Below are 21,410 nucleotides of genomic sequence, written 5' to 3' on the forward strand. Positions count from 1 at the left end.
AGCGAACGAGGAACCCGAAGGCCATGACGGTGACCGAAGAAACCCAGGAATACGGGCCGGGCATCGACCCCGAGCGCCTGGCCGTCTGCCTGAGCGTCCTCGACGAGCTCGACAAGATCGACGTCGACCACCCTGACGCGATCACCGTCCGGCGCGCCACCGCCGGGATCTACCGGACGGTGAAGCAGCGCCGCCGCCAGGAGCGCCGGGCCGCGAAGACCGCGAACGACAAGGCGGTCACCGAGGCCACGGCCACCGGCTCCGCGCAGCGCATCGACGACGAGACCGAGGGCCTGCTGCCCACCTCCGTCACGGAGGAGGGGCGGATCGCGGGGATACTCCAGCGTCCGCGCTCCTGCTACGTCTGCAAGACGCGGTTCGTCGAGGTCGACTACTTCTACCACCAGCTCTGCCAGCCGTGCGCGGCGCTGAACCGGGCCAAGCGCGACGCCGGCGCCGACCTCAGCGGCAAGCGCGCGCTGCTCACCGGCGGCCGGGCCAAGATCGGCATGTACATCGCGCTGCGGCTGCTGCGCGACGGCGCCCACACCACCATCACCACCCGCTTCCCCAAGGACGCCATCCGCCGCTTCAAGGCGATGGAGGACTCCGCGGACTGGATGCACCGCCTGGAGGTCGTCGGCATCGACCTGCGCGACCCCGCCCAGGCCGTCGCGCTCGCCGACCAGATGACCGAGGCCGGCCCGCTCGACATCCTCATCAACAACGCGACGCAGACCGTGCGCCGGCTGCCCTCGGCCTACGCCGCCCTCGTCGAGGGCGAGGACGCCCCGCTGCCCGCGGGCGAGCTGCCCGCCCACCACGTCATCGGCGCGTTCAACTCGGGCGCGGTCGGCGAGCTCGTCGGCTCGTCCGAGCTTCCCGCCGGCGTGCGGGACCTGGAGGCGCAGCAGGTCGCCGACCTCGCCCTGGTCGCGGGCAACGCCAGCCTCGCCAAGCACCTCGACGGCACCGCCATCGACGCGGGCGGCCTCGTGCCGGACGTCGTCGAGACCAACACCTGGGTGCAGAGCATCGAGCAGATCTCCCCGGTGGAGCTCCTCGAGACCCAGCTGTGCAACTACACGGCGCCGTTCATCCTGATCAGCAAGTTGCGGCCGGTGATGGCCGAGGCGGCGAAGAAGGCGGCCAGCGGCCGTGCCTACGTCGTGAACGTGTCGGCGATGGAGGGCGTCTTCAGCCGCGGCTACAAGGGCGCGGGACACCCGAACACGAACGCCGCGAAGGCCGCGATGAACATGGTGACGCGGACCAGCGGCCAGGAGATGTTCGAGACCGACGGCATCCTCATGACCTCGGTCGACACCGGCTGGATCACCGACGAGCGTCCCCACTTCGACAAGCTGCGCCTCGCCGAGGCCGGTTTCCACGCCCCGCTGGACCTCGTCGACGGCGCGGCCCGCGTGTACGACCCCGTCGTGCGCGGCGAGGCGGGCGAGGACCTGTACGGAGTCTTCCTGAAGGACTACGCGCCCGCCAACTGGTAGACCCCGCCGTACCGCGTGTCCCGCGGTCCTGACAAGAGCGCCCCACCGGCCCGGTGGGGCGCTTTTTCGGCTCCGTTCACTCGATCGCATCACACTTTGGAGCCCGGTAGAGCGCGGGCGTGCTCATTTGGTTAATCTGAGGCACACGGTCGGCCACCGAGGAGACACAAATTCCTCACGGCCTTCCCGGGACAGGCCTGCCACCAAGGCCGCGGTCCCGCCAAAAACGGCGCCACCGCGACCGAACCGGCACTTGTCCCACCCTTACGCGACACAAAGGAGTGCGCGGTGACACCCGAACTGACGAAGCAGGAACCGCGACCGGCCGAACGCACCGAGCGGCCCCGCCGCAACGGCGAACTGGGCAGCCTCGACGTGTGGGCCCACGCGGCCCCGATCCGGCTCGCGGGCTACGAGGAGGACCTCGCCGAGCCGCACATCCTGCCCGGCATCGACTGATCCTCTCGCTTCACCCCGGGTGCCCCCGGCCGTCCGCGGCCCGGGGGCACCGGTGCGTTCAGCGGGCGGTGCCGGTGGGTTCCCGCAGGCGGACCGGCGGCAGGTACTCCCGTACCAGCGTCCGGTGCCACCAGGCCCCGGTCTCCCGCAGCTCGCGCCAGGTCGTGTACCGGTAGCGGTACAGCCGGGCGCGGACGAGGACCGGCGGCGCGTCCGGGAACGGGTTGTGGGCGAGCAGCCGCAGGGTGTCCCGGTCGCCTTCGAGCAGCCGCTCGACGAAGGGCCCGAACCACTCGCGCGCGTACCCGGGGGACAGCGCGGCGAACCACATCAGCCAGTCGAGCCGCAGGTGGTAGGGGGCGAACTGGCGGGGGAGCCGGCGCGGATCGCCCGGCTTGCCCTTGAAGCCGTACTCCCGCCACACCGTGTCCGGATGCGGCTCCGGGTCCTCGGTGCCCTCGATGACGATCTCGTCCCGGATCCGGCCGACGGTGCCGAAGGCGCCGTAGCTGTTGACCAGGTGGTACGGGTCGTAGGAGCGGTTCATGGCCTGGTGCTTGGAGAGCAGGTTGCGCGCCGGGCGGTAGCTCCGTACCAGGACGAAGGCGGTGAAGGCGACCACCACGACCACGTACCAGAGCGGCGGATCCGGCTGGGGATGCTCGCCGGCGACCGGGGAGGCGTCCACGGCGGACAGCGCGAGCACGATCGTGATCCAGTTCAGCCAGGCGAAGTTGCCGGAGAGCACCAGCCACAGCTGGGTCGCCACCATCAGACCGGCCGCGACCGTGGCCACCGGCTGCGGGGCGAAGAGCAGGAACGGGACGAACAACTGGACGAAGTGGTTGGCCGCGACCTCCACCCGGTGCAGCGGGCGGGGCAGATGGTGGAAGAACCAGCTGAGCGGGCCGGGCATCGGCTGGGTCTCGTGGTGGTGGTAGAGGCAGGTCAGGTTCCGCCAGCAGGGATCGCCGCGGATCTTGATGAGCCCGGCACCGAACTCGACCCGGAAGAGCAGCCAGCGCAGCAGGAACAGCACGAGGACGGGCGGGCCCGTGTCGTCGTTGCCGAGGAAGACGGCGAGCATCCCGGTCTCCAGGAGCAGCGACTCCCAGCCGAAGGAGTACCAGGTCTGTCCCACGTTCACGATCGACAGGTAGAGACCCCAGAGCACCAGCCACAGGAGCATCGAGACCGGCAGCGGCACGGCGTCCCCGGCGCCCGCGACGAGCGCGAGCGCGAGGGCGAAGCCGGACCAGGAGACGGTCGCGAAGAGGCGGTCGGAGTAGCGCCAGTGGAAGAGCGAGGGGGTGTGGCGCGGGCGGGTCCTGCGCACGTACTCCGGTACGGGGAGCATGCCGTGCTCTCCGATCAGCGCCCGGAACTGGAAGGCCGCCGAAAGGAACGCCACGCAGTACAGCCCGGCGAGGCCCCGCTGGAAGACGATCCGGCTCAGCCACTGGTCGGGTGCGGTGAACCACTCCATCACCACCAGTATCGGCCCGGGATCACGTCCTGACGAGGCGCGCGAGGGTCCGGCCGAGGAGGCGCGCGTACGCGTGCTGGAGCACCGGGATCAGCGGCCCGCCGAGCCGGGTGTACCAGGCGGCGGGCCTGCTGAAGGCGGTGACCGTGAAGCGGACCGTGCCGTCGGGGTCGAGCGTCACGATGAAGGACTCCTCGCCGCACTCCGGGTGCCCGCTCAGGGTGCCGTAGGCGAAGCCGATGCGGTCCTCCTCGTACGCCGTCCAGATCACCTCGCACGGGACGCCGATCCGCAGCGGGCCCGCGCCCAGCGCCACCTCCAGGCGCGTCCCGGGTGCGGCGCGGTCGGCGTCGGCGCGGACGCGCGCCCCGGAGGCGCGGTGCATCCGCCAGGTGGTGACGGCCGCGCCGGCGGTCTCGAAGGCGGCCCTGCCGTGGCCGACGACCGCGCTGTGCCGCAGGTGGTGGTAGCGCTCGGGGAGCGCCTCCGGGGTGCGGGTGGCGCCGACCTCGCGGTAGGTGAGGCCCGGGCGGCGGTGGCCGGCACCGGAGAGGCTGTTCATGAGGCGGGTCATGCCGGAAGCTCCGTTCGGGGGAGAAGGGCCGGAGGGGTCCGGTCCGTGGCGAGGCGGCGCCGGGCGAGGAGTGCGCAGACGGCGAAGCCGAGGGCGTTGCCCAGGCCGTGCGTGGCGGCCATCCAGGTCAGGGAGAGGTGCGGAAGCCCGGTCGCCTCGCCGAGCGCCCAGCTGAGCGCGAGCAGCATGGTGGCGACGAGGACCAGGGCCGAGACGGCGAGGAGGCCCCGGGTGAGCGGGTCGGCGGCGAGCTCGCGGCGCTCCCGCAGGGTCAGCACGGAGACCGCGGCCATGCCGGCCGTCAGGACGACGGCCCCCGCGAGCTCGGCCCAGTCGTCGACGAAGTAGCCGAGCAGGACGAGCAGGGTGCCGGCCGGGACGCTGAGCGCGGCGAAGCGGGCGCCGGGTCCGTCGGAGGTACGGCTGACGAGTCCGGCGACCAGGGCGGCGGCGAAGCCCGCGAAGTGGAAGTGCGGGACGGTCAGCGCGAGGATGTCGAGCTCGAAGCCGAACAGCGGGTACGAGGCCCGCTCGGCGACGAACGCCAGGCCGGCGACGGAGGGCGCCACCAGGGCGGTGAGGACGGCGATCTCGCTCGGCCGGAGCGAGCGGGTCAACATCAGCCGGGCCGGGGCCTGGAGCGCGAGCGCCAGGGTGGCGAGGGCGTAGACGCCGGCGAGCGCGGTGGAGACCCCGGAGCGGGGCAGCCAGAGGGCCAGGGCTCCCGGGAGGGCGAGCAGCGGCCAGGCGCGCCGGAGCGCGTCCCGTCCCGGTGGGCTCGGGCCGTCGAGGAGCGCGAGCCCGGTCGGTACGACCCAGAACATGCCGATCATCACGACGGAACTCACCAGGACCGACAGCGCGGTCATACGTCGGCACCCCCCCACTTGAACGCGTTCAACTGACGAGTCGAGCGTAGGGCCTTTCTTGAACGCGTTCAAGTGCCTGGTCGGTGGACCCGGTCGGCTGCGCTCCGCTTGCGGGCCCGTACGCACTGCGACAGACATGAGGGACTGGCCGCAACCGGGCGCCGGGCCCGGGGGAGAGAAAGTCGGGAGAACCAGGTGCGCTCATCCCTCCGCCGGACGCGGCGAACCGGCCTCGCGGCCGCGGCGCTCGTCCCGGCCCTGCTGCTCACGGGCTGCGACTCCGTGTGGGAAGGCGCCGGCGGCGAACCGGCCGCCGCCCCCATCCAGGACGTCTTCCTCCAGCCGCTCGGCGCCCACGGACCCGACCCCTTCACCGCCTCCACCGTCCGCAACACCGTCCCGCCCTCCGCCTCCCACCGGCCGTCGGAGGACGGCACGCAGCAGGTCCGCGAGGTCACCGGCTCCACCCCCGGCCTCTACGGCGGCACGCGCGCGATCGGCAGCTGCGACGTCGAACGGCAGGTCGCCCTCCTCACCGCGGACCCGACCAAGGCGCGCGCCTTCGCCGAGGCCGCCGGCATCCCCGAGGCCAACGTCGCCGACTGGCTCCGCGGGCTCACCCCGGTCGCCCTGCGCGCCGACACCCGCGTCACCGACCACGGCTACCGCGAGGGCCGGGCCAACGCCTTCCAGGCCGTCCTGCAGACCGGCACGTCGGTCCTCGTCGACCAGTACGGCTCCCCGCGCGTCCGCTGCGCCTGCGGCAACCCGCTCCGCAGCCCCGCCGCCGACCGGAGCGGCGTCCACCAGGGCGACCAGTGGGACGGCTTCGACCCCGACCGCGTGGTCGTGGTCCGCCCCGCCCCCTCCGTCGTCACCGGCCTGGTCATCGTGAACACCACCGACAGCACCTGGATCGAGCGGCGGACCGGCACCGACGGGGACGAGGACCGGAAGCCCGACGTGGAGCCGGCCTGCGACCCCGACACGTGCGCCCTCGCCGACCCCGGAACGCCCGACCCGAACGACCCGGATCACCGCACCTCCCCGGACCCCGCCTCCCCGGCCCCCGTACCGCCGGCGCCGGCCACCCCGGACCGGCCGGCCCCCACGGCCCCGCGCCCCGACGTCCCCGACCCGTCCGGGACCGGCGGCACGGGCACCGACCCGACGGCGCCGACGGTCCCCGATCCGTCCACGGAGCCGTACCCCGACCCGTACACCGATCCGTACGCCGACCCGTCCACGGAGCCCTTCCCCGACCCGTTCGCGGAACCCCCCGGCGAGCAGCCCACCGCCCCGGACGGGCAGCTGCCGCCCGACGAGCTGTTCCCGGCCGGTCCGGTGCCCGACCAGCCGGAGACCTTCCAGGGGTGAAACGGATCTTCCTGGTGCGCACCGGCGGGGCTGCGCCTAGCGTGGCCCCATGAATGCGGGCAGCGGGGGCGGGAAGGCGATCGCGCGGCCGGGCCGTGCACCGGAGGCGCCGGGGTCCGGCGCCCGGATCCTGGCCGACTACGGCGCCGCCTTCCGGATGGGCGGCTTCGACTGGGACCTGCTCACCGGGACCATGATCATGGACGACGCCGCCCTCGACGTCTTCGACATGGACCGCTCCGAGTACGACGGCAGGCCCGAGAGCCTCAGTCCGCGCGTGCTGCCGGACGAGGGGCGTCAGCTCGACACCCTCGTGGCCCAGGCGCTCAAGGACGGCAGCGAGCAGTACGGGGCGTACTTCCGCATCCGCCGCCGCGACGGACGCCACCAGTGGACCCACACCCAGGGCCTCGTCCACCGCGACGACACCGGCCGGCCCGTCCGCATCATCGGCATCCTGCGCGACGCCACCCACGAACTCACCGAGTCCGCCGCCCGCCTCGGCCTCGACGAGGGCCGCAGACAGCGCGCCGGGGTCGTCGAGGGCACCACGGCGGCCCTCGCCTACGCCCGGACCGTGCAGGACGTCATCGACCTGCTCAACGACTCGCACGCGCTCGAACACTTCGGCGCGGCCAGCCTCGTCATGGGGCTCCTCGAAGCAGGGCGCATCCACCTCGTCGCCGAGGGGCCGGACGGTGCCTTCGTGCCGGGCACCCGGTTCACCCGGGTGGACGAGCCGTACCCGATGAGCGAGGTCGTCCGGACCCTGCGCCCCCGGTTCATCGAATCGGCCCGGGACTTCGCCGAATCCTTCCCCGTCCTGTGGCCGCACATCAGCGGGCTCGGCATCACAGCCGCCGCCTATCTGCCGCTCATCGCCCAGGCCCGGCCCATCGGCGCGCTCGGCCTGCTCTACAGCGACAAGACCGGCTTCAGCGAGGACGAACGGACCCTGCTCGTCGCCCTCGGCAGCAGCATCGCCCAGAGCCTCCAGCGCGCCATGCTCTACGAGCAGGAGCACGACCTCGCCGAAGGGCTCCAGCAGGCGATGCTGCCGCGCCGGATCCCCGAGGTGGCCGGCGCCCAGACGGCCGTCCGCTACCGCTCCGCCCGCCTCGGCCGGGACATCGGCGGCGACTGGTACGACGTCATCGCACTGCCCGGCGGGCGGGTCGGCTCCGTCATCGGCGACGTACAGGGGCACGACACCCACGCGGCGGCCGTCATGGGCCAGCTGCGGATCGTGCTCCGCGCCTACGCCGCCGAGGGCCACCCCCCGGCCACGGTCATGGCCCGGGCCTCCGTCTTCCTCCACGAGCTCGACACCGACCGCTTCGCCACCTGCACCTACGCGGAGGTCGACCTCGGCACCGGAGTCGTCCAGGTCGTACGCGCCGGCCACGTCGACCCGCTGATCAGGGAGCTCGACGGCAGCTGCCGCAGACTCCCGGTCGAAGGCGGGCTGCCGCTCGGGCTCTCCGCGGAGTTCGGCCGCCTCGACTATCCCGTGACCACCCTGGAACTGGACCCCGGCCAGACGCTGATGCTCTACACCGACGGCCTCGTGGAGAAGCCCGGAGCCGACCTCGACGAAGGCCTCCAGTGGCTCTCCTCGCTCGTCCGGCGCGGCCCCGCCGACCTCCAGCAGCTCGCCGACCACCTGTGCGACGTGGTCGCCGACCGGGGCGGCGACGACGACGTCGCGATCCTGCTGCTGCGCCGCCACGGCACGTACCAGCCGCGGGGCACCGGCCGCTTCCAGCAGCACGTGGCCCAGAACGACCCGGAGGCGCTGAGCTCGGCCCGGCACATGATCCGCGCCGCCGTCCGGGCCTGGGGTGCGGGGGAGCGCGCCGACGAGATCGAACTGGTCGCCGACGAGCTGATGACCAACGCCCTGATGCACACCGACGGCGGGGCGATCGTGACCCTGCGGATACTGACCGGGCCCCCGCGGAGGCTCCGGGTCGAGGTGGAGGACCGGTCCAGCGCCCTGCCCCGGCGTCGCGAGGCGGGGGAGGCGGGGGTGTCCGGGCGGGGACTGCTCCTGGTCGACCGGCTCTCCGACGCGTGGGGCGTGGAACCACGGGGTGGCGGAAAGTGCGTGTGGTGCGAATTCACCGTGGAGCATTGAACTTGTTAACTGAGCGTGAACTGATCGTACTTGACCGTAACTGATGGTACGGGATTGACTTCGGCCACCCCCCTCTCCGCGTAGGGCACGTTGTAGGACCCGTCGTAGGACAAGTCGTAGAACACCGCAGGTCACCGCCGGACAAGAGGACACTGTGAGCAGCGAGCTACTGGCACCCCTGGACCTGGCCTTCTGGCACCTGGAATCCACCGACCACCCCCTGCACCTCGGGGCCCTCGCCCACTTCGGGCCCCCGCCCACCACCGCCGGGAACGCACCGGCCGACCTCCTCGGACTGCTCGCCCGACGCGCCGCCGCCGTCCCCCGGCTCCGGATGCGCGTCCGCGACGTCCTGTTCCCCGTCGGCGGCGCCGCCTGGAGCGCCGACCCCGACTTCGACGTGCGCCGGCACGTCCGCGAGATCACCCTCCCCGGCACCGACTTCCCCGCCGAGACCGCCCGGCTCGCCGCCGAACTCATGGAACGCCCCATCGACCGCGGCCTGCCGCCCTGGGAGATGTACCTGCTCAGCGGCGCCCCCGACGGCTCCTTCGCCGTCCTCGTCAAACTCCACCACGCCCTCGCCGACGGCATGCGGGCCGTCGCCATCGGCGCCGGGATCTTCGACGAGATCGCCGCGGGCCGCCGCCCGGCGGGCCGCACCCGCCCCGTCCCCCCGCGCTCCTGGCTCCCCGGCCCCGGCCGTCTCCTCGGCATCGCCCGGGACCGCCTCGGCGACCTCGGCCGGGCCGTCGAGGTCGGCGCCTCGGTCGTCGGCTCCTCCGTCGCCCGCGCCGGTCACCTCGACCCGCACCCCACCGGCCCGCTCGCCGCCGACTCCAGCGGCACGCGCCGGATCGCCACCGCCACCCTGTCCCTCGACCGCGTCCACCGGATCCGCCGCACCACCGGCGGCACCGCCAACGACGTCCTCCTCGCCCTCGTCGCCGGCGCCCTGCGCCGCTGGTTCGACGGACGCGGCCTGCCCCTCCCCGGCGCCGACCCCCGGGCCCTCGTCCCGGTCTCACGCCGCCGCCCCGGCGCCCCGGCAGGACCCGGCAACAGCCTCTCCGGCTACCTCCTCGACCTCCCGGTCACCGAACCCGACCCCGCCTCCCGACTCGCCGCCGTCCGGACCGCCATGGACCGCAACAAGGCCGCCGGACCCTTCCGGGGCGCGGGCGCCGTCGCCCTCCTCGCCGACCAACTCCACCCGCTCGCCCACCGCTTCGGCGCGCCCCTCGCCGCCGGCGCCGCCCGACTCCTCTTCGACCTCCTCGTCACCCAGGTGCCGCTGCCCCGCTCCGCGCTCTCCCTCGGCGGCGCCCCGCTCCGCGCGCTCTTCCCGATGGCCCCGCTCGCCCGCGGCCAGTCCCTCGCCGTCGCCATGTCCCCGTACGGCGGCCGGGTCCACATCGGCCTCGTCGCCGACGGCGCGGCCGTCCCCGACCTCGACGCGCTCGCCGCCGCGCTCACCGCCGAACTCGACCTGCTCGATCCGCTCGATCTGCCGGAGGCTACGGCGTGCACGTAGTGCCGGGGCGGACCTTCGTGAGCGAGACCAGGTACGCCTCGACCTTCTCGTCGACGCAGGCGTCACGGCCGTACCCGGTGTGGCCGGGGGCCTCGAAGGACAGCAGCATGCCGCCGGGGAACTGGCGCGCCAGGCTCACCGCCTCGTCGTACGGCGTCGCCGGATCGCCCGAGGTGCCCACGACGAGCACCGGCGGAACGCCCGCCGCGGCCACCCGGTGCGGCCGCTGGGTACCGGCCGGCCAGTCCTTGCAGACCAGTTCGCTGGTCACCCCGGACGTGCCGTACACCCCCGCGGCCTCGTCGGCGGGGGCCAGTGCGTCCCAGTAGGCCTGTGCGTCGCGGGGGTGGGGGACGTCGAGGCAGTTGATCGCGATGAGGGCGGCTTCGCCGTTGTCCTCGGGCACGTCGCCCGCCGTCTCCGCGGTTTCCTCGGAGTCGGCGTCGGTGTCGGAGTCGGCACCGGCATCGGTGTCGGGAGACTCGTCCTCGCCCGCCGCCAGGGCCGCCAGCTTCGTACCGTCCCCGTCGTCCGCCGCGCGCAGTGCCTCGGACAGGCCCTGCCACTGCGCCTCCGGCGTGTACATGGACAGGCTGAGCGCGGAGACCAGGCCCGCCGCGTCCAGGCCGTCCTCGGAGCCGTCGACCGGCAGCGGCTCGCGCCGCGTCCGTTCGAGGAGCCGGTCGATCAGCGTGCGTATCTCCTCGGGCGTCCCGCCGGGGCAGCCCTCGCCCACCGTGTCGGCGCAGGACTCGGCGTACTCCTCGACCGCGTCCCGGAAACCGGTCGACTGGCCGAGCACGCGCTGCCGCCAGTCCAGGGACGGGTCGACCGCTCCGTCCAGGACCATCGCCCGTACGCGGCGCGGGAACTGCTCGGCGTACGAGGTGCCCAGGCTCGTGCCGTACGACCAGCCGACGTACGTCAGCCGGCGCTCGCCGAGGGCCGCCCTCAGCACGTCCATGTCCCGGGCCGCGTCGTCCGTCCCGACGTGCGCGAGCAGCGGACCGCTCGCCTTCCGGCAGGCGGCGGTCTGCGCCCGCGCGTCCGCGAGGGCCTCGGCGCGCTCGGCGTCCGTACGGGGGTAGAGCGGCGCCTCGTCCGCGACCTCGGTCCGGTCCTTGGTGAGGCAGGTCAGGGCGGGCCTGCTCCCGCCGACACCGCGCGGGTCGAAGGACACGACGTCGAACCGCTCGCGCACGCCCTTGCCGATCTCGTCGGCGACGCCGTCCTCGACGAGCTTCGCGCCGGGCTCGCCCGGGCCGCCGGGGTTCAGGACGAGCGAGCCGACGCGCTTGCCGGCGGTCGCGGTCGCCGCCTTCGCCACCGGCAGCACGAAGGTCTTGCCGTCGCCGGGACGGGAGTAGTCCCTTGGGACGGTGAGCTCGGCGCACTGGACGTCGCCGCAGGGCCGCCAGGCGAGCTTCTGGCCGTAGAAGCGCCGCAGGTCCGGGCGGGCCGCCGGGTCGGCGGGGGCGGCCGAGGCCCCCGGCCGGTGCCCGTCACGGCCGGGCCCGGCCGTGCAGGCGGCCAGGGAGGTGGTGCCGAGGACGGCGAGGGCGAGGACGAGGGCCCGGCGGCGGGCGGTGGTGCGGAACACGAGGAACTCCCCTGGATGGTCGGTCCGGGGAAGGATCGGGGACGGATGCTGAGGTTTTGCTGAGGACGGGTCGGTCGAGGCCGGGTCCCGGGTCGGTCCGAGGACGGGTCCCGGGTCAGTCGAGGTCGGGTCCTGGGTCGGTCCGAGGACGGGTCCCGGGTCGGTCGAGGTCAAATTCCGGGTCGGCCCGAGGTCGGGTTCCGGGTCGGTCGAGGTAGGGTCCCCGGCCGGCTCAAGGCCGGGTCCCGGGTTGGTCGAGGTCGGGTCCCCGGTCGGTCGAGGACGAAGCCCCGGCCAGACCGAGGAAGGCCCCACGGTCAGTCCGAGGTCGGCAGTCGCAGGACGAACCGGGCCCCGCCGCGTTCGCCCCGCTCCGCCGCGAGGGTGCCGCCGTGCGCGTGGGCCACCCAGGAGGCGATGGACAGACCCAGGCCGGTGGACCCCGACCCGCTGCGGAACCGCTCGAACAGGGCGCCCGCGACCTCCGGAGGCAGGCCGGGGCCCGCGTCCTCGACCGTCAGCACGCCGTCGCGGCCCACCGTGATCAGCACGTCCGCCGGGACGCCCGGCGCGTGGCCGTGCGCGAGCGCGTTGTCGAGCAGATTGCCGACGGCCCGGCGTACGAGATCGGGGTCGGCGACCACGACCGTCTCCTCCGCCTCGACCCGGACGCGGTGCCCCTTCGTGGGGGCCTCGTCGACGACCGCCTCCACCAACTGGTCGAGCCGCAGCGGCTGCCGGGCCACCGCGGCCGTACCGGACATGAGGCGGGCCCGGGTGAGCAGCCCGTCGACGAGCCGGCCCATCCCCTCCGCCAGGCGCAGCGTGCGCTGGTGCACGTCCGCGCCGTCCGTCTCGCCGCGCAGCGCCGTCTCGGCGAGCGTCCGCAGCGAGGCGGCCGGGGTCCGCAGATCGTGGGCGGCGTCCGCGAGGAACGCCTCCTGACGGTCGAGCGCGGCGAGCGCGGGCCGGACCGCCCGCCCCGACAGGACGTGACCGACGGCCGCCGACAGCAGGACGAGCACCGCGCAGCCGCCCGTCACCAGCCACACGAGCCGCCGGTGGTCGTCCTGCGGGGCGCTCGCGTCGGCCACGGTCACGAGCACGCCCTGCGGCCCGGCGTCGTCCGCCGCCTCCGGCGCGTAGAAGGGCTGAGCGAACACCCGTACCGGCTCGCCGTCCGTCGTACGACCGTCGAAGGCCCGTACGCCGTCGGCCCGCACCGCCGCACGGCCCGCCTCCTGGACCACGGCCCGGCCCACGGTCAGACACGGCTTCGCCGGCGCGTGCTCGACCGTCAACGCGCCCGGGTCGTCCGGGGCCACGAGGAGCACGGTCAGCGGCGGGCACGCGGTGTCCACCGAGTCCGCGAGCACGTCCAGGACGAGCCGCCCGTCCTCGTCGGTCTCCAGGAGCCCGAGGGCCCAGCTGGTGTCCGCGTCCATCGTGTGGTCGAGCTGCTCCCGCCAGCGGCCGCTGTCGCTGCGCACGGCGAGCACGGCCATCGCGATCAGCCCCACGGCGCTGGTCAGCGCGAACAGCAGGCTGATCCGCCGGCGCAGCCGCAGCACCCGGGCCGCCGGCGTGAGCGTCCGCGCCCTGCGGAAGCGGGCGGGCCTCACCGCGCGCCGTCGGGCGCCGCGAGCCGGGAGCCGACCCCGCGCACGGTGTGGATCAGCGGCGGGTCCCCGAGCTTGCGGCGGAGCTGGGATATGAGGACCTCCAGGACGTTCGACTGCGGTTCGGCCATCTCGTCCCAGCAGCTCTCGATCAGCTCGGCGCGGGAGACCGCCTGGTCGGAGCGGGCCGCGAGGACCTCGAGGACCGCGAACTCCCTGCTCGTGAGCGTGAGCAGCACCCCGGTCCGGCGGACGTGCCGGCGGGCGGTGTCGATCTCCAGGTCGCCGACGCGGTGCACCGGCGGGCGGACGACCGCGGCCCTGCGGCACAGACTGCGCACCCGGGCGACCAGTTCGGGCACGGCGAACGGCTTGACGAGATAGTCGTCCCCGCCGCTCGCGAAGCCCTCCACCCGGTCCGCCACGGTGTCGCGCGCGGTCAGGAACAGCACGGGCACGCCGCGGCCCGCGCGCCGCAGCCCGTCGACATAGGCGGCGGCGTCCCCGGACGGCAGCATCCGGTCGAAGACCGCGCAGTCGTACGCCGTGACGAACAGCGCCTCGTCGGCCCGGGGCAGATCGGAGGCCTCGTCGACGGCGAGCCCGGCGGCCCGCAATGCGGCGGCCACCCCGAACCGGAGGTCTTCGTCGTCCTCGACGAGCAGTACACGCACGTCGGACACCCTAAGCGCTGTCCGGGAACGCCCGTCCGCCGCACGTTCCTCGATGCGCACCTGGGGCACATAGACTCCGCCGCATGCTGCGCGTACTGGCCGTCGACGACGAGGAGCCCGCCCTCGGCGAGCTGCTCTACCTGCTGCGCGCCGACCCCCGCGTGCGGACCGCCGAAGGCGCGGGCGACGCCACCGCCGCGCTCCGCAGGATCGGGCGCGCCCTGGAGACAGGACCCGACGGCGACGACGGCATCGACGTCGTCTTCCTCGACATCCACATGCCCGGCCTCACCGGCCTCGACGTCGCCCGGCTGCTCGCCGGCTTCGCCCGCCCGCCGCACATCGTTTTCGTCACCGCCCACGAGGGCTTCGCCCTCCAGGCCTTCGACCTCAAGGCGGTCGACTACGTCCTCAAGCCCGTTCGCCGCGAGCGCCTCGCGGAGGCCGTCCGCCGTGTCCACGAGCTGGTCCACGCCACCGCCGCGCCGGTCCCCGCGGCCCCCGAGCAGATCCCCGTCGAACTCGGCGGCGTCACCCGCTTCGTCTCCGTCGACGAGATCGCGTACGTCGAGGCCCACGGCGACTACGCCCGCCTCCACACCGACCACGGCAGCCACCTCGTCCGCATCCCGATCTCCACGCTCGAAGAGCGGTGGGCCGCCCGGGGCTTCGTCCGCATCCACCGCAGCCATCTCGTGGCCCTCGGCCGGATCGACGAGCTGCGGCTCGACGCCGGCGCCACCTCGGTACGGATCGGCGACACCGATCTCGCCGTCAGCCGCCGCCACGCCCGCCACCTGCGGGACCTCCTGATGCGTCGGGCCGGGGGCTGAACCCCGTACCCCTACCGGCCCCGCATCCCGTCCGCCTACACTCCACGAGCCACGAGGAGACAGTCGGAGAGCGGACGCCCATGCCGGAGCCCAACCCCCCGCGCAGACCCCGGCGCGAGACCGTCACCTACGCCTCGGCGGTCGGCGACCGGACCGTGGCCCGTCTCCGGCCCCCACATCCCCCGGCCCGCTCCGAGATCGACGAGCAGACCACCCTCGGGCACACCTACGTCCGCTCCCTGATGCGCAGCCAGCTCCGCGCCGCCCTCACCGCCCTCGGGGCCCTCGCCCTGCTCGTCGGCTCGCTGCCGCTGCTGCTCGCGCTGCCCGCGCCCGAGGGGTTCGTCTGGGCCGCCCTCGGCTTCGGCGTGTACCCGGTCGTCTGGGCGATCGCCCACTGGTACGTCCGCCGGGCCGAGCGCAACGAGCGCGATTTCACGGGCCTCGTCGAAACCGGCTCCGTCGAAACCGGCTCCGTCGAAACCGGCTCCGTCGAACGGTGAAGTGCCTCGCGTGAACCAGACCTACGCCGTCGCCGCCGTCACCGCCGTCGTCCTCGCCACCGTCCTCATCGGCGCCCTCGGCCTGCGGATCTCCCGCACCACCTCCGACTTCTACGTCGCCTCGCGGACCGTCCGGCCGGGCCTCAACGCCGCCGCCATCAGCGGCGAGTACCTCTCCGCCGCCTCCTTCCTCGGCATCGCCGGACTCGTCCTCGTCCAGGGCCCCGCGATGCTCTGGTACCCGGTCGGCTACACGGCCGGATACCTCGTCCTGCTCGTCCTCGTCGCCGCCCCGCTGCGCCGCTCCGGGGCGTACACCCTCTCCGACTTCGCCGAGGCCCGCCTCGAATCCCCGCAGGCCCGGCGGCTCGCCAGCCTCTTCGTCGTCGGCATCGGCTGGCTGTACCTGCTGCCGCAACTCCAGGGCGCCGGGCTCACCCTGGAGATCCTCACCGGCGCCCCCGACTGGGTCGGCGGGCTGCTCGTCGCCCTCGTCGTGACCGGCACCGTCGCCGCCGGCGGCATGCGCAGCATCACCTTCGTCCAGGCCTTCCAGTACTGGCTGAAGCTCACCGCCCTGCTCGTCCCCGTCCTCTTCCTGCTCGCCGCCTGGTACGGGGACGGGGCGCCCCGGGCCCGGTTCGACGCCCCCGCCGTGCTGCGCGGCCACACCGTCGTCGAGGTCGCCGACACGGTACGGATCGGGCTCGACGCCCCGCTCACGGTCACCGTCACCGGCCGCGTCGACTCCGTCGCCCACACCGGACGGACCGTCACCCTCGCCCCCGGCACCCACCACGTCCAGGGCGGCACCTCGCTCGCCTTCGCTCCGGGGGCGACGCTGCCCGAGCGGGCCGCCGGCGGTTCCGACCCGCTCGGCTGGTCCCAGCCGCTGGCCGGGGGCCGCGACGGGCACCAGCTGTACGCCACGTACGGACTGATCCTCGCGACCTTCCTCGGCACCATGGGCCTGCCGCACGTCGCCGTCCGCTTCTACACCAGCCCGCACGGCCGCGCCGCCCGCCGCACCACCCTCGTCGTCCTCGGCCTCGTCGGCGCGTTCTACCTGCTGCCGCCCCTGTACGGCGCCCTCGGCCGGATCTACGCCCCCGAACTCGCCCTCACCGGCTCCGCCGACGCCGCCGTCCTCGTCCTGCCCGACCGGATCCTCGGCGGAGTCCTCGGCGACCTCCTCGGGGCGCTCCTCGCGGCCGGCGCGTTCGCCGCCTTCCTCTCCACCGCCTCCGGGCTCACGATGTCGGTCGCCGGGGTCCTCACCCAGGACGTCCTGCCCTCGCGGACGTCCTCCCGGGGCGTACGGCACTTCCGTCTCGCGACCCTGCTCGCCACCGCCGTCCCGCTCGCCGTCGGGGTGGTCGCCTCCAAGGTCCCGGTCGCCGACGCCGTCGGCCTCGCCTTCGCCGTCTCCGCCTCCTCCTTCTGCCCGCTGCTCGTCCTCGGGATCTGGTGGCGCCGGCTCACCCCGCCCGGCGCCATGGCGGGGCTCCTGCTCGGCGGCGGCTCCGCCCTCGCGGCCGTGATGGCGACCCGTGCCGGACTCGCCCCCGGGGGCTGGCCGCACACCCTGATGGCCTGGCCGGCCGTCTGGTCGGTCCCCCTGGGCTTCCTCACGATGGTGCTCGTCTCGCTCGCCACCCCCCGCCGGATCCCGCCCGGCACCCCCGCGATCCTCGCCCGGCTCCACCTCCCGGAGGAGATCACCGGCACCGTACCCACGCAGGAGGCACGCCGATGAGCGGCATCGCCCTCGCCGCCGCGGCCGCCGCCGGGGCCGTGCTGCTCGCCGCGGGCTTCGTCCTGGGCCGGTTCGCCGCCCGGCGCGGCGGCCGTACCGCCGACACCGACCTCGGCACCCCCGTCGAACGGGCCACGTTCCACACCCTGCACACCGCCTCGCTCGCCGCGCCCCCGCTGCGCGCCGGACTCACCGAGGAGACCGCCCGCAAGGCGGCCCGCACGCTCCGCTCGCTGCTCGGCACCGAGGCGCTCTGCCTCACCGACCGGGGCGCGGTCCTCGCCTGGGACGGTCCCGGCGAGGACCACCACCGGGCGCACGTCCCCGAGCAGACCGCCGAGACCCTGGCGACCGGCCGCAGCCGCTCGACGCACAGCGGCTGCGACGACCCGGCGTGCCCGCTGCGCTGGGCGGTGATCGCCCCGCTCACCGGGGAGGACGGGGTCCTCGGCGCGCTCGTCGCCTACGGCTCGCGGGAGTCGGCCGTGCTCGTACGGGCCGCGACGGAGGTGGCCCGCTGGGTCTCCGTCCAGCTGGAACTGGCCGAACTGGACCGCTCGCGCACCCGGATCGTGGAGGCGGAGATCCGCGCCCTGCGCGCCCAGATCTCCCCGCACTTCATCTTCAACTCCCTCGCCGCCATCGCCTCGTTCGTCCGCACCGACCCGGAGCGGGCCAGGGAACTCCTCCTGGAGTTCGCCGACTTCACCCGCTACTCCTTCCGCAAGCACGGCGAGTTCGCCCAGCTCGCCGACGAACTGCGCTCCATCGAGCAGTACTTGGCGCTCGCCGGGGCCCGCTTCGGCGACCGGCTGAAGGTGACCCTGCAGATCGCCCCCGAAGTGCTGCCGGTGACCCTGCCGTTCCTGTGCCTCCAGCCGCTCGTGGAGAACGCCGTCAAGCACGGCCTCCAGGACCGGGAGCGGGGCTGCCGGGTCACGATCGCCGCCCGGGACGCGGGCGCCGAGGCGGTGGTGACGGTCGAGGACGACGGCATCGGCATGGACCCGGAGCTGCTGCGGGCCGTCCTGCGCGGGGAGCACCCGGCGGGCTCCGGCATCGGCCTGTCCAATGTGGACGAGCGGCTGCGCCAGGTGTACGGGGCGGAGCACGGCCTCGTCATCGAGACCGGGGTCGGCGCCGGGATGAAGGTGACGGTACGCGTCCCCAAGTACCGTCCGGGAGTGCATCCTTCGGCGCCGTAGACGCCTTCAGCGAAGGTGCAGGGAGAGGTGCGCGAGCGGGAGGCCCAGCTTCCAGGCGGGCAGCCAGATCTGCTCGGTCTCGTCGACCGGGCTCTCCGGGTCGGTCCGGCCGTCGAGGTCGGCGGCGCGGATCCAGGTGTCCCGCAGCTGCCGCCAGGCGGTCCGCGCGAGCGCCAGGTCGGGTCCTTCGCCGCCGCTCGCCTGCCGCGCGGCGAGCCGCTCCTCGACCCAGGGCGGCCAGGGCCGGTCGTACGCGGTGTGCCGCAGCCACTCGTCGACGCGGCAGGCGGCCCACGCGCCGGCCGGTCCGTCCGGTTCCTCCGCGAGGTGGACGGTGAGGGCCAGGGCCTGGAGGCCGGCCCGGTACTCCAGTGAGCCGGGGGCCACGAGCGCGGCGGCCCGCAGCACCCCGTCGGCCAGGTACTCGGCGCACAGCCAGGCCATCGGGACGGCGAGGCCGCCGCCGCTCGTGCCGCCGGCGCCGTTCGTGCTCTCGGGCAGCAACGCTCCCACCTTCTCCCGGACGTGGAGGGCCCCGGACGTCGGGGGCACGGGGGAGAGCCTCCTCCGTGAAGGGCCCCCGCGGGTCCCGCTTTGCTCAACTCGCCCGTGTGGTTTCGGATACGTTTCCCGGCCGGATCGGTGCGGGTGAGGTTCCTGGTGTCAGGCGTGTCGAGGGTGAGAGGAGAGGCGGGGAGAGGCCGGAAGAGGGACTGGGGGAGAGGGACCGGGGAGAGCGCTATCCGAGCAGCGCGTAGACGGCGGTCGCGTGGGCCGCGGTCTCCTCCGTGCCCTCGGCCGTCATGGTGATGTCGGCGAAGGCCATCCGCTTCCCCGCCTTGGTGAGCCGGGCCCGTACGAGGACGTCGGCGCCGATCACCGCGCGCTGGAAGCTGATCGACTGCTGGACGGTGGTCATCGGCACGAAGCCGCCCCGGGCCGCGGCGACCGCGATCACCGTGGCGGTGTCGGCGGCCGCCATCAGGGCCTGGCCGGAGAGGCCGCCGCCCTCCCGGGCGAGCCGGTCCGACCAGGGGAGCCGGAGGACGGCCTCGAATCCGTCGACCGTGTCGACGGATTCGACGGTGAGTCCCAGATCGAGCACCCAGGGGGCGAAGTTGTCGGCGAGGACCTGTTCGGCGGCGGTGAGTGTCAGCGTCACTGCGTCATTGTGGGGCCCCGGCACGGGCCCGGGCAACGGCCTCGGGCAACGGCCCCTGGCGTGGGCTCAGGCGACGGCCGCGCGGCCGGTAGCCGGGCAGGGAGCGGCCGAGCTGCCGCAGCGCGTAGTGCGAGCGGGACTTGACGGTCCCGGCGGGGATGCCGAGCTCGACGGCGGCCTCGCTGACGGTGAGGCCGTGGAAGTAGAGCCGGACGAGCACCGCGCGGTGCTCGGGGCTCAGCTCCCGTACGGCCGCCCGTACGTCGAGCGCGGCCTCGGCCGAGGCGGTGGCGTCGACGGGGTCAGGCGTCACCGCGAGGACGCCGTCGCCGATCTCGGCGGGCCGGGCGAGGCGTGAGCGGCGGGCGTCGATGGCGAGGCGACGGGCCACGGTGAAGAGCCAGGGGCGCATCGAGGCGTAGGGGCCGTCGAAGGCCTCGGGGTGCAGCCAGGCCCGTACCAGGGTCTCCTGGGCGAGGTCCTCGGCCCGCTGCCGGTCCCCGTGGGTCAGGGACAGCAGGAAGGTGAGCAGGGCCGGACCGTGGTCCCGCTGCAGCTCCTCCAGGGTCCGTTCGTCGGTCCTCGCCGTCGTCGCCGTCGTCATGCTGCCCGCCTCTCCCGCGGCTCGTCGTCGGCCGTATACGAGCGCATCCGGACGGCGAGGGACAGGGAACGGACAACGGTCTGCGACGAACGGTCGCACCGAGCGACGAATGGCACGGCGAACGGTCGGGCGGAGTCGGTGCATCCGTTTCAGCGGGGTTCGTCACCCCGTGCGGCCTTGACCCTTGACTGCGGCTTTCCCGGGCGATCAATTCGTCAGAACAGATGTTCATCACATGAATCGGGTGGAGTGCCGTCCATGACCTCACGCACCAGACCCGCGCGGGTGGCCGTATGCGCCGCGCTCCTGCTCGCGGCGGCGACCGGCTGCGCCGGCGGGAGCGGCCCGGCCGCCGGCACCGCCACCCCGGGTGCCACGACCGGGCGGACCGGAGCCGCGGACTCCGGCGCCCCCTCCGCCGCCGCCGGCGGGGCCTCGGCGCCCACCGGCTTCACCCTCGTCGCCTCCGGCGACGTCCTCCCGCACGACTCGATCATCCAGCGGGCCGCCGAGGCCGCGAACGAGGCCGGCTACGACTTCGTCCCCATGTTCTCCGGTGCCAAGCCCCTCGTCTCCCACGCCGACCTGGCCATCTGCCACATGGAGACCGTGTACGGGGAGGAGGGCGGGCCCTACACCGGCTATCCCGCCTTCAAATCCCCGCCCGAGATCGCCGCCGCGCTCAGGGCCACCGGCTACGACTCCTGCTCCACCGCCTCCAACCACACCCTCGACGACGGGGCGGCGGGCCTCCGCCGCACCCTCGACGCGCTCGACAAGGCCGGAGTCCGGCACGCCGGCTCCGCCCGTACGGCCGAGGAGGCCGCGCGGCCCACCCTCCTCAGGGCCGGCGGCGCCACGGTCGCCCAGCTCGCCTACACCTACGACACCAACGGCTACCCGCTGCCCGAGGGGCAGCCCTGGGCCGTCAAGCTGCTCGACGAGAACAGGGTGATCGCCGACGCGCGCGCCGCCCGCGCGGCCGGCGCCGACGTCGTCGTGGTCAGCGTCCACTGGGGCACCGAGTGGCAGACGGAGCCCGACGAGCGGCAGCTCTCCCTCGGCCGGGCGCTGACCGCCTCGCAGAGCGGCGGCCGCCCGGACATCGACCTGATCATCGGCACCCACGCCCACGTCCCGCAGGCGTACGAGAAGGTCAACGGGACCTGGATCGTCTACGGGATGGGCGACCAGATCGCCGGCGACATGATCAACCACGACGGCGCCTACGACGCGCGCGGCAACATGAGCAGCATCGGCCGCTTCACCTTCGCCCCGCCCAGGACCGCCGGCGGGCGCTGGGAGGTCACCAAGGCGGAGTTCGTCCCCCAGTGGTTCGACACCGCGCACGGCCGCGTGGTGAGCCTCGGCGCGGCGGAGGACGGGGACGCGCGCGAGGCCGAGATCCGCGAGACGATCCGGCAGGCGGTCCTCGGACGGGGCGCCGACAAGGACGGCCTGGTGATGGGGAACTAGAGCCTGATCCGGCGCGGATGGTCAGACAGGCCCT

At 74.2% G+C, this 21,410-nt stretch carries 19 protein-coding genes; 10 read left to right on the forward strand and 9 right to left on the reverse strand.

All coding sequences use genetic code 11. The features are described from left to right. Positions 1-23 precede the first annotated feature (23 nt). On the forward strand, positions 24-1,508 hold the full coding sequence (locus SVTN_RS33185; protein WP_041132402.1) for an SDR family NAD(P)-dependent oxidoreductase: 1,485 nt from the start codon (positions 24-26) through the stop codon (positions 1,506-1,508). 288 nt (positions 1,509-1,796) lie between these two features. After that, positions 1,797-1,967 (forward strand): hypothetical protein, encoded by a 171-nt coding sequence (locus SVTN_RS44890; protein WP_167352221.1) that lies wholly within the window; start codon positions 1,797-1,799, stop codon positions 1,965-1,967. A gap of 58 nt (positions 1,968-2,025) precedes the next feature. Here the strand turns inward: SVTN_RS44890 and SVTN_RS33190 are convergent, their stop codons facing one another. The 3 genes from SVTN_RS33190 to SVTN_RS33200 are packed head-to-tail and all read right to left on the reverse strand — an operon-like array spanning position 2,026 to position 4,887. Continuing rightward, positions 2,026-3,453, reverse strand: coding sequence for a lipase maturation factor family protein (locus SVTN_RS33190; RefSeq protein ID WP_041132403.1), 1,428 nt, complete (start codon positions 3,451-3,453; stop codon positions 2,026-2,028). Positions 3,454-3,475: 22 nt separating this feature from the next. Beyond that, the gene (locus SVTN_RS33195) at positions 3,476-4,027 is read right to left on the reverse strand and encodes a DUF1990 domain-containing protein (RefSeq protein ID WP_041132404.1); all 552 of its coding nucleotides are present in this window, start codon (positions 4,025-4,027) and stop codon (positions 3,476-3,478) included. Beyond that, a complete protein-coding gene (locus SVTN_RS33200; RefSeq protein WP_041134499.1) occupies positions 4,024-4,887 on the reverse strand; it encodes a YndJ family protein in 864 nt (287 codons plus the stop codon). Before SVTN_RS33200 ends, SVTN_RS33195 begins: the two co-directional genes overlap by 4 nt. 204 nt (positions 4,888-5,091) lie before the next feature. Here SVTN_RS33200 and SVTN_RS46250 point away from each other — a divergent pair, with 204 nt between their 5' ends. The 3 genes from SVTN_RS46250 (at position 5,092) to SVTN_RS33215 (ending at position 9,944) form a co-directional block, all read left to right on the forward strand. After that, positions 5,092-6,273 (forward strand): DUF6777 domain-containing protein, encoded by a 1,182-nt coding sequence (locus SVTN_RS46250; RefSeq protein WP_041132405.1) that lies wholly within the window; start codon positions 5,092-5,094, stop codon positions 6,271-6,273. 49 nt (positions 6,274-6,322) lie between these two features. Further along, the gene (locus SVTN_RS33210; RefSeq protein ID WP_041132406.1) at positions 6,323-8,410 is read left to right on the forward strand and encodes a SpoIIE family protein phosphatase; all 2,088 of its coding nucleotides are present in this window, start codon (positions 6,323-6,325) and stop codon (positions 8,408-8,410) included. 154 nt (positions 8,411-8,564) lie between these two features. Then, the gene (locus SVTN_RS33215) at positions 8,565-9,944 is read left to right on the forward strand and encodes a wax ester/triacylglycerol synthase family O-acyltransferase (protein ID WP_041132407.1); all 1,380 of its coding nucleotides are present in this window, start codon (positions 8,565-8,567) and stop codon (positions 9,942-9,944) included. Here the strand turns inward: SVTN_RS33215 and SVTN_RS33220 are convergent. The 3 genes from SVTN_RS33220 to SVTN_RS33230 all read right to left on the reverse strand — a co-directional run bounded on the left by SVTN_RS33220 (position 9,928) and on the right by SVTN_RS33230 (position 13,837). Then, positions 9,928-11,544 (reverse strand): alpha/beta hydrolase, encoded by a 1,617-nt coding sequence (locus tag SVTN_RS33220; protein WP_041132408.1) that lies wholly within the window; start codon positions 11,542-11,544, stop codon positions 9,928-9,930. The two genes, SVTN_RS33215 and SVTN_RS33220, sit on opposite strands and share 17 nt — an antisense overlap. Positions 11,545-11,861: 317 nt before the next feature. After that, positions 11,862-13,166 carry a sensor histidine kinase gene (locus SVTN_RS33225; protein ID WP_041132409.1) on the reverse strand — a complete coding sequence of 435 codons (1,305 nt, stop codon included), beginning with the start codon at positions 13,164-13,166 and terminating at the stop codon, positions 11,862-11,864. Then, positions 13,163-13,837: a response regulator transcription factor gene (locus SVTN_RS33230; protein WP_041134500.1), complete on the reverse strand. Its 675-nt coding sequence runs from the start codon at positions 13,835-13,837 to the stop codon at positions 13,163-13,165. The genes SVTN_RS33225 and SVTN_RS33230 overlap by 4 nt, the downstream gene beginning before the upstream one ends. 83 nt (positions 13,838-13,920) lie before the next feature. Between SVTN_RS33230 and SVTN_RS33235 the strand changes: the two genes are divergently transcribed. The 4 genes from SVTN_RS33235 to SVTN_RS33250 all read left to right on the forward strand — a co-directional run bounded on the left by SVTN_RS33235 (position 13,921) and on the right by SVTN_RS33250 (position 18,134). Continuing rightward, positions 13,921-14,670, forward strand: a complete 750-nt coding sequence (locus SVTN_RS33235) for a LytR/AlgR family response regulator transcription factor (RefSeq protein ID WP_041132410.1) — start codon at positions 13,921-13,923, stop codon at positions 14,668-14,670. An 80-nt stretch (positions 14,671-14,750) separates the two neighbouring features. Next, positions 14,751-15,173, forward strand: a complete 423-nt coding sequence (locus SVTN_RS33240) for a DUF485 domain-containing protein (RefSeq protein WP_174518308.1) — start codon at positions 14,751-14,753, stop codon at positions 15,171-15,173. A gap of 10 nt (positions 15,174-15,183) precedes the next feature. Beyond that, positions 15,184-16,929 carry a sodium/solute symporter gene (locus SVTN_RS33245; RefSeq protein ID WP_041132411.1) on the forward strand — a complete coding sequence of 582 codons (1,746 nt, stop codon included), beginning with the start codon at positions 15,184-15,186 and terminating at the stop codon, positions 16,927-16,929. Beyond that, complete coding sequence (locus SVTN_RS33250) at positions 16,926-18,134, forward strand: histidine kinase (protein WP_041132412.1); 1,209 nt, start codon at positions 16,926-16,928, stop codon at positions 18,132-18,134. The genes SVTN_RS33245 and SVTN_RS33250 overlap by 4 nt, the downstream gene beginning before the upstream one ends. 6 nt (positions 18,135-18,140) lie before the next feature. On the opposite strand, the gene SVTN_RS33255 is transcribed toward SVTN_RS33250, so the two are convergent. From SVTN_RS33255 to SVTN_RS33265, 3 genes are all read right to left on the reverse strand, one after another. After that, positions 18,141-18,578 (reverse strand): hypothetical protein, encoded by a 438-nt coding sequence (locus tag SVTN_RS33255; RefSeq protein ID WP_425429064.1) that lies wholly within the window; start codon positions 18,576-18,578, stop codon positions 18,141-18,143. Between the two features lie 295 nt (positions 18,579-18,873). Continuing rightward, positions 18,874-19,296 (reverse strand): PaaI family thioesterase, encoded by a 423-nt coding sequence (locus SVTN_RS33260; RefSeq protein ID WP_041132413.1) that lies wholly within the window; start codon positions 19,294-19,296, stop codon positions 18,874-18,876. A gap of 4 nt (positions 19,297-19,300) precedes the next feature. Then, entirely contained in the window at positions 19,301-19,900 is a 600-nt protein-coding gene (locus SVTN_RS33265) for a sigma-70 family RNA polymerase sigma factor (RefSeq protein ID WP_041132414.1), read from the reverse strand. Positions 19,901-20,158: 258 nt separating this feature from the next. Here SVTN_RS33265 and SVTN_RS33270 point away from each other — a divergent pair, with 258 nt between their 5' ends. Further along, positions 20,159-21,376: a CapA family protein gene (locus SVTN_RS33270; RefSeq protein WP_041132415.1), complete on the forward strand. Its 1,218-nt coding sequence runs from the start codon at positions 20,159-20,161 to the stop codon at positions 21,374-21,376. Positions 21,377-21,410 lie beyond the last annotated feature (34 nt).

Origin of the sequence: Streptomyces vietnamensis (genome assembly GCF_000830005.1) — a bacterium.
Taxonomy (GTDB): domain Bacteria; phylum Actinomycetota; class Actinomycetes; order Streptomycetales; family Streptomycetaceae; genus Streptomyces; species Streptomyces vietnamensis.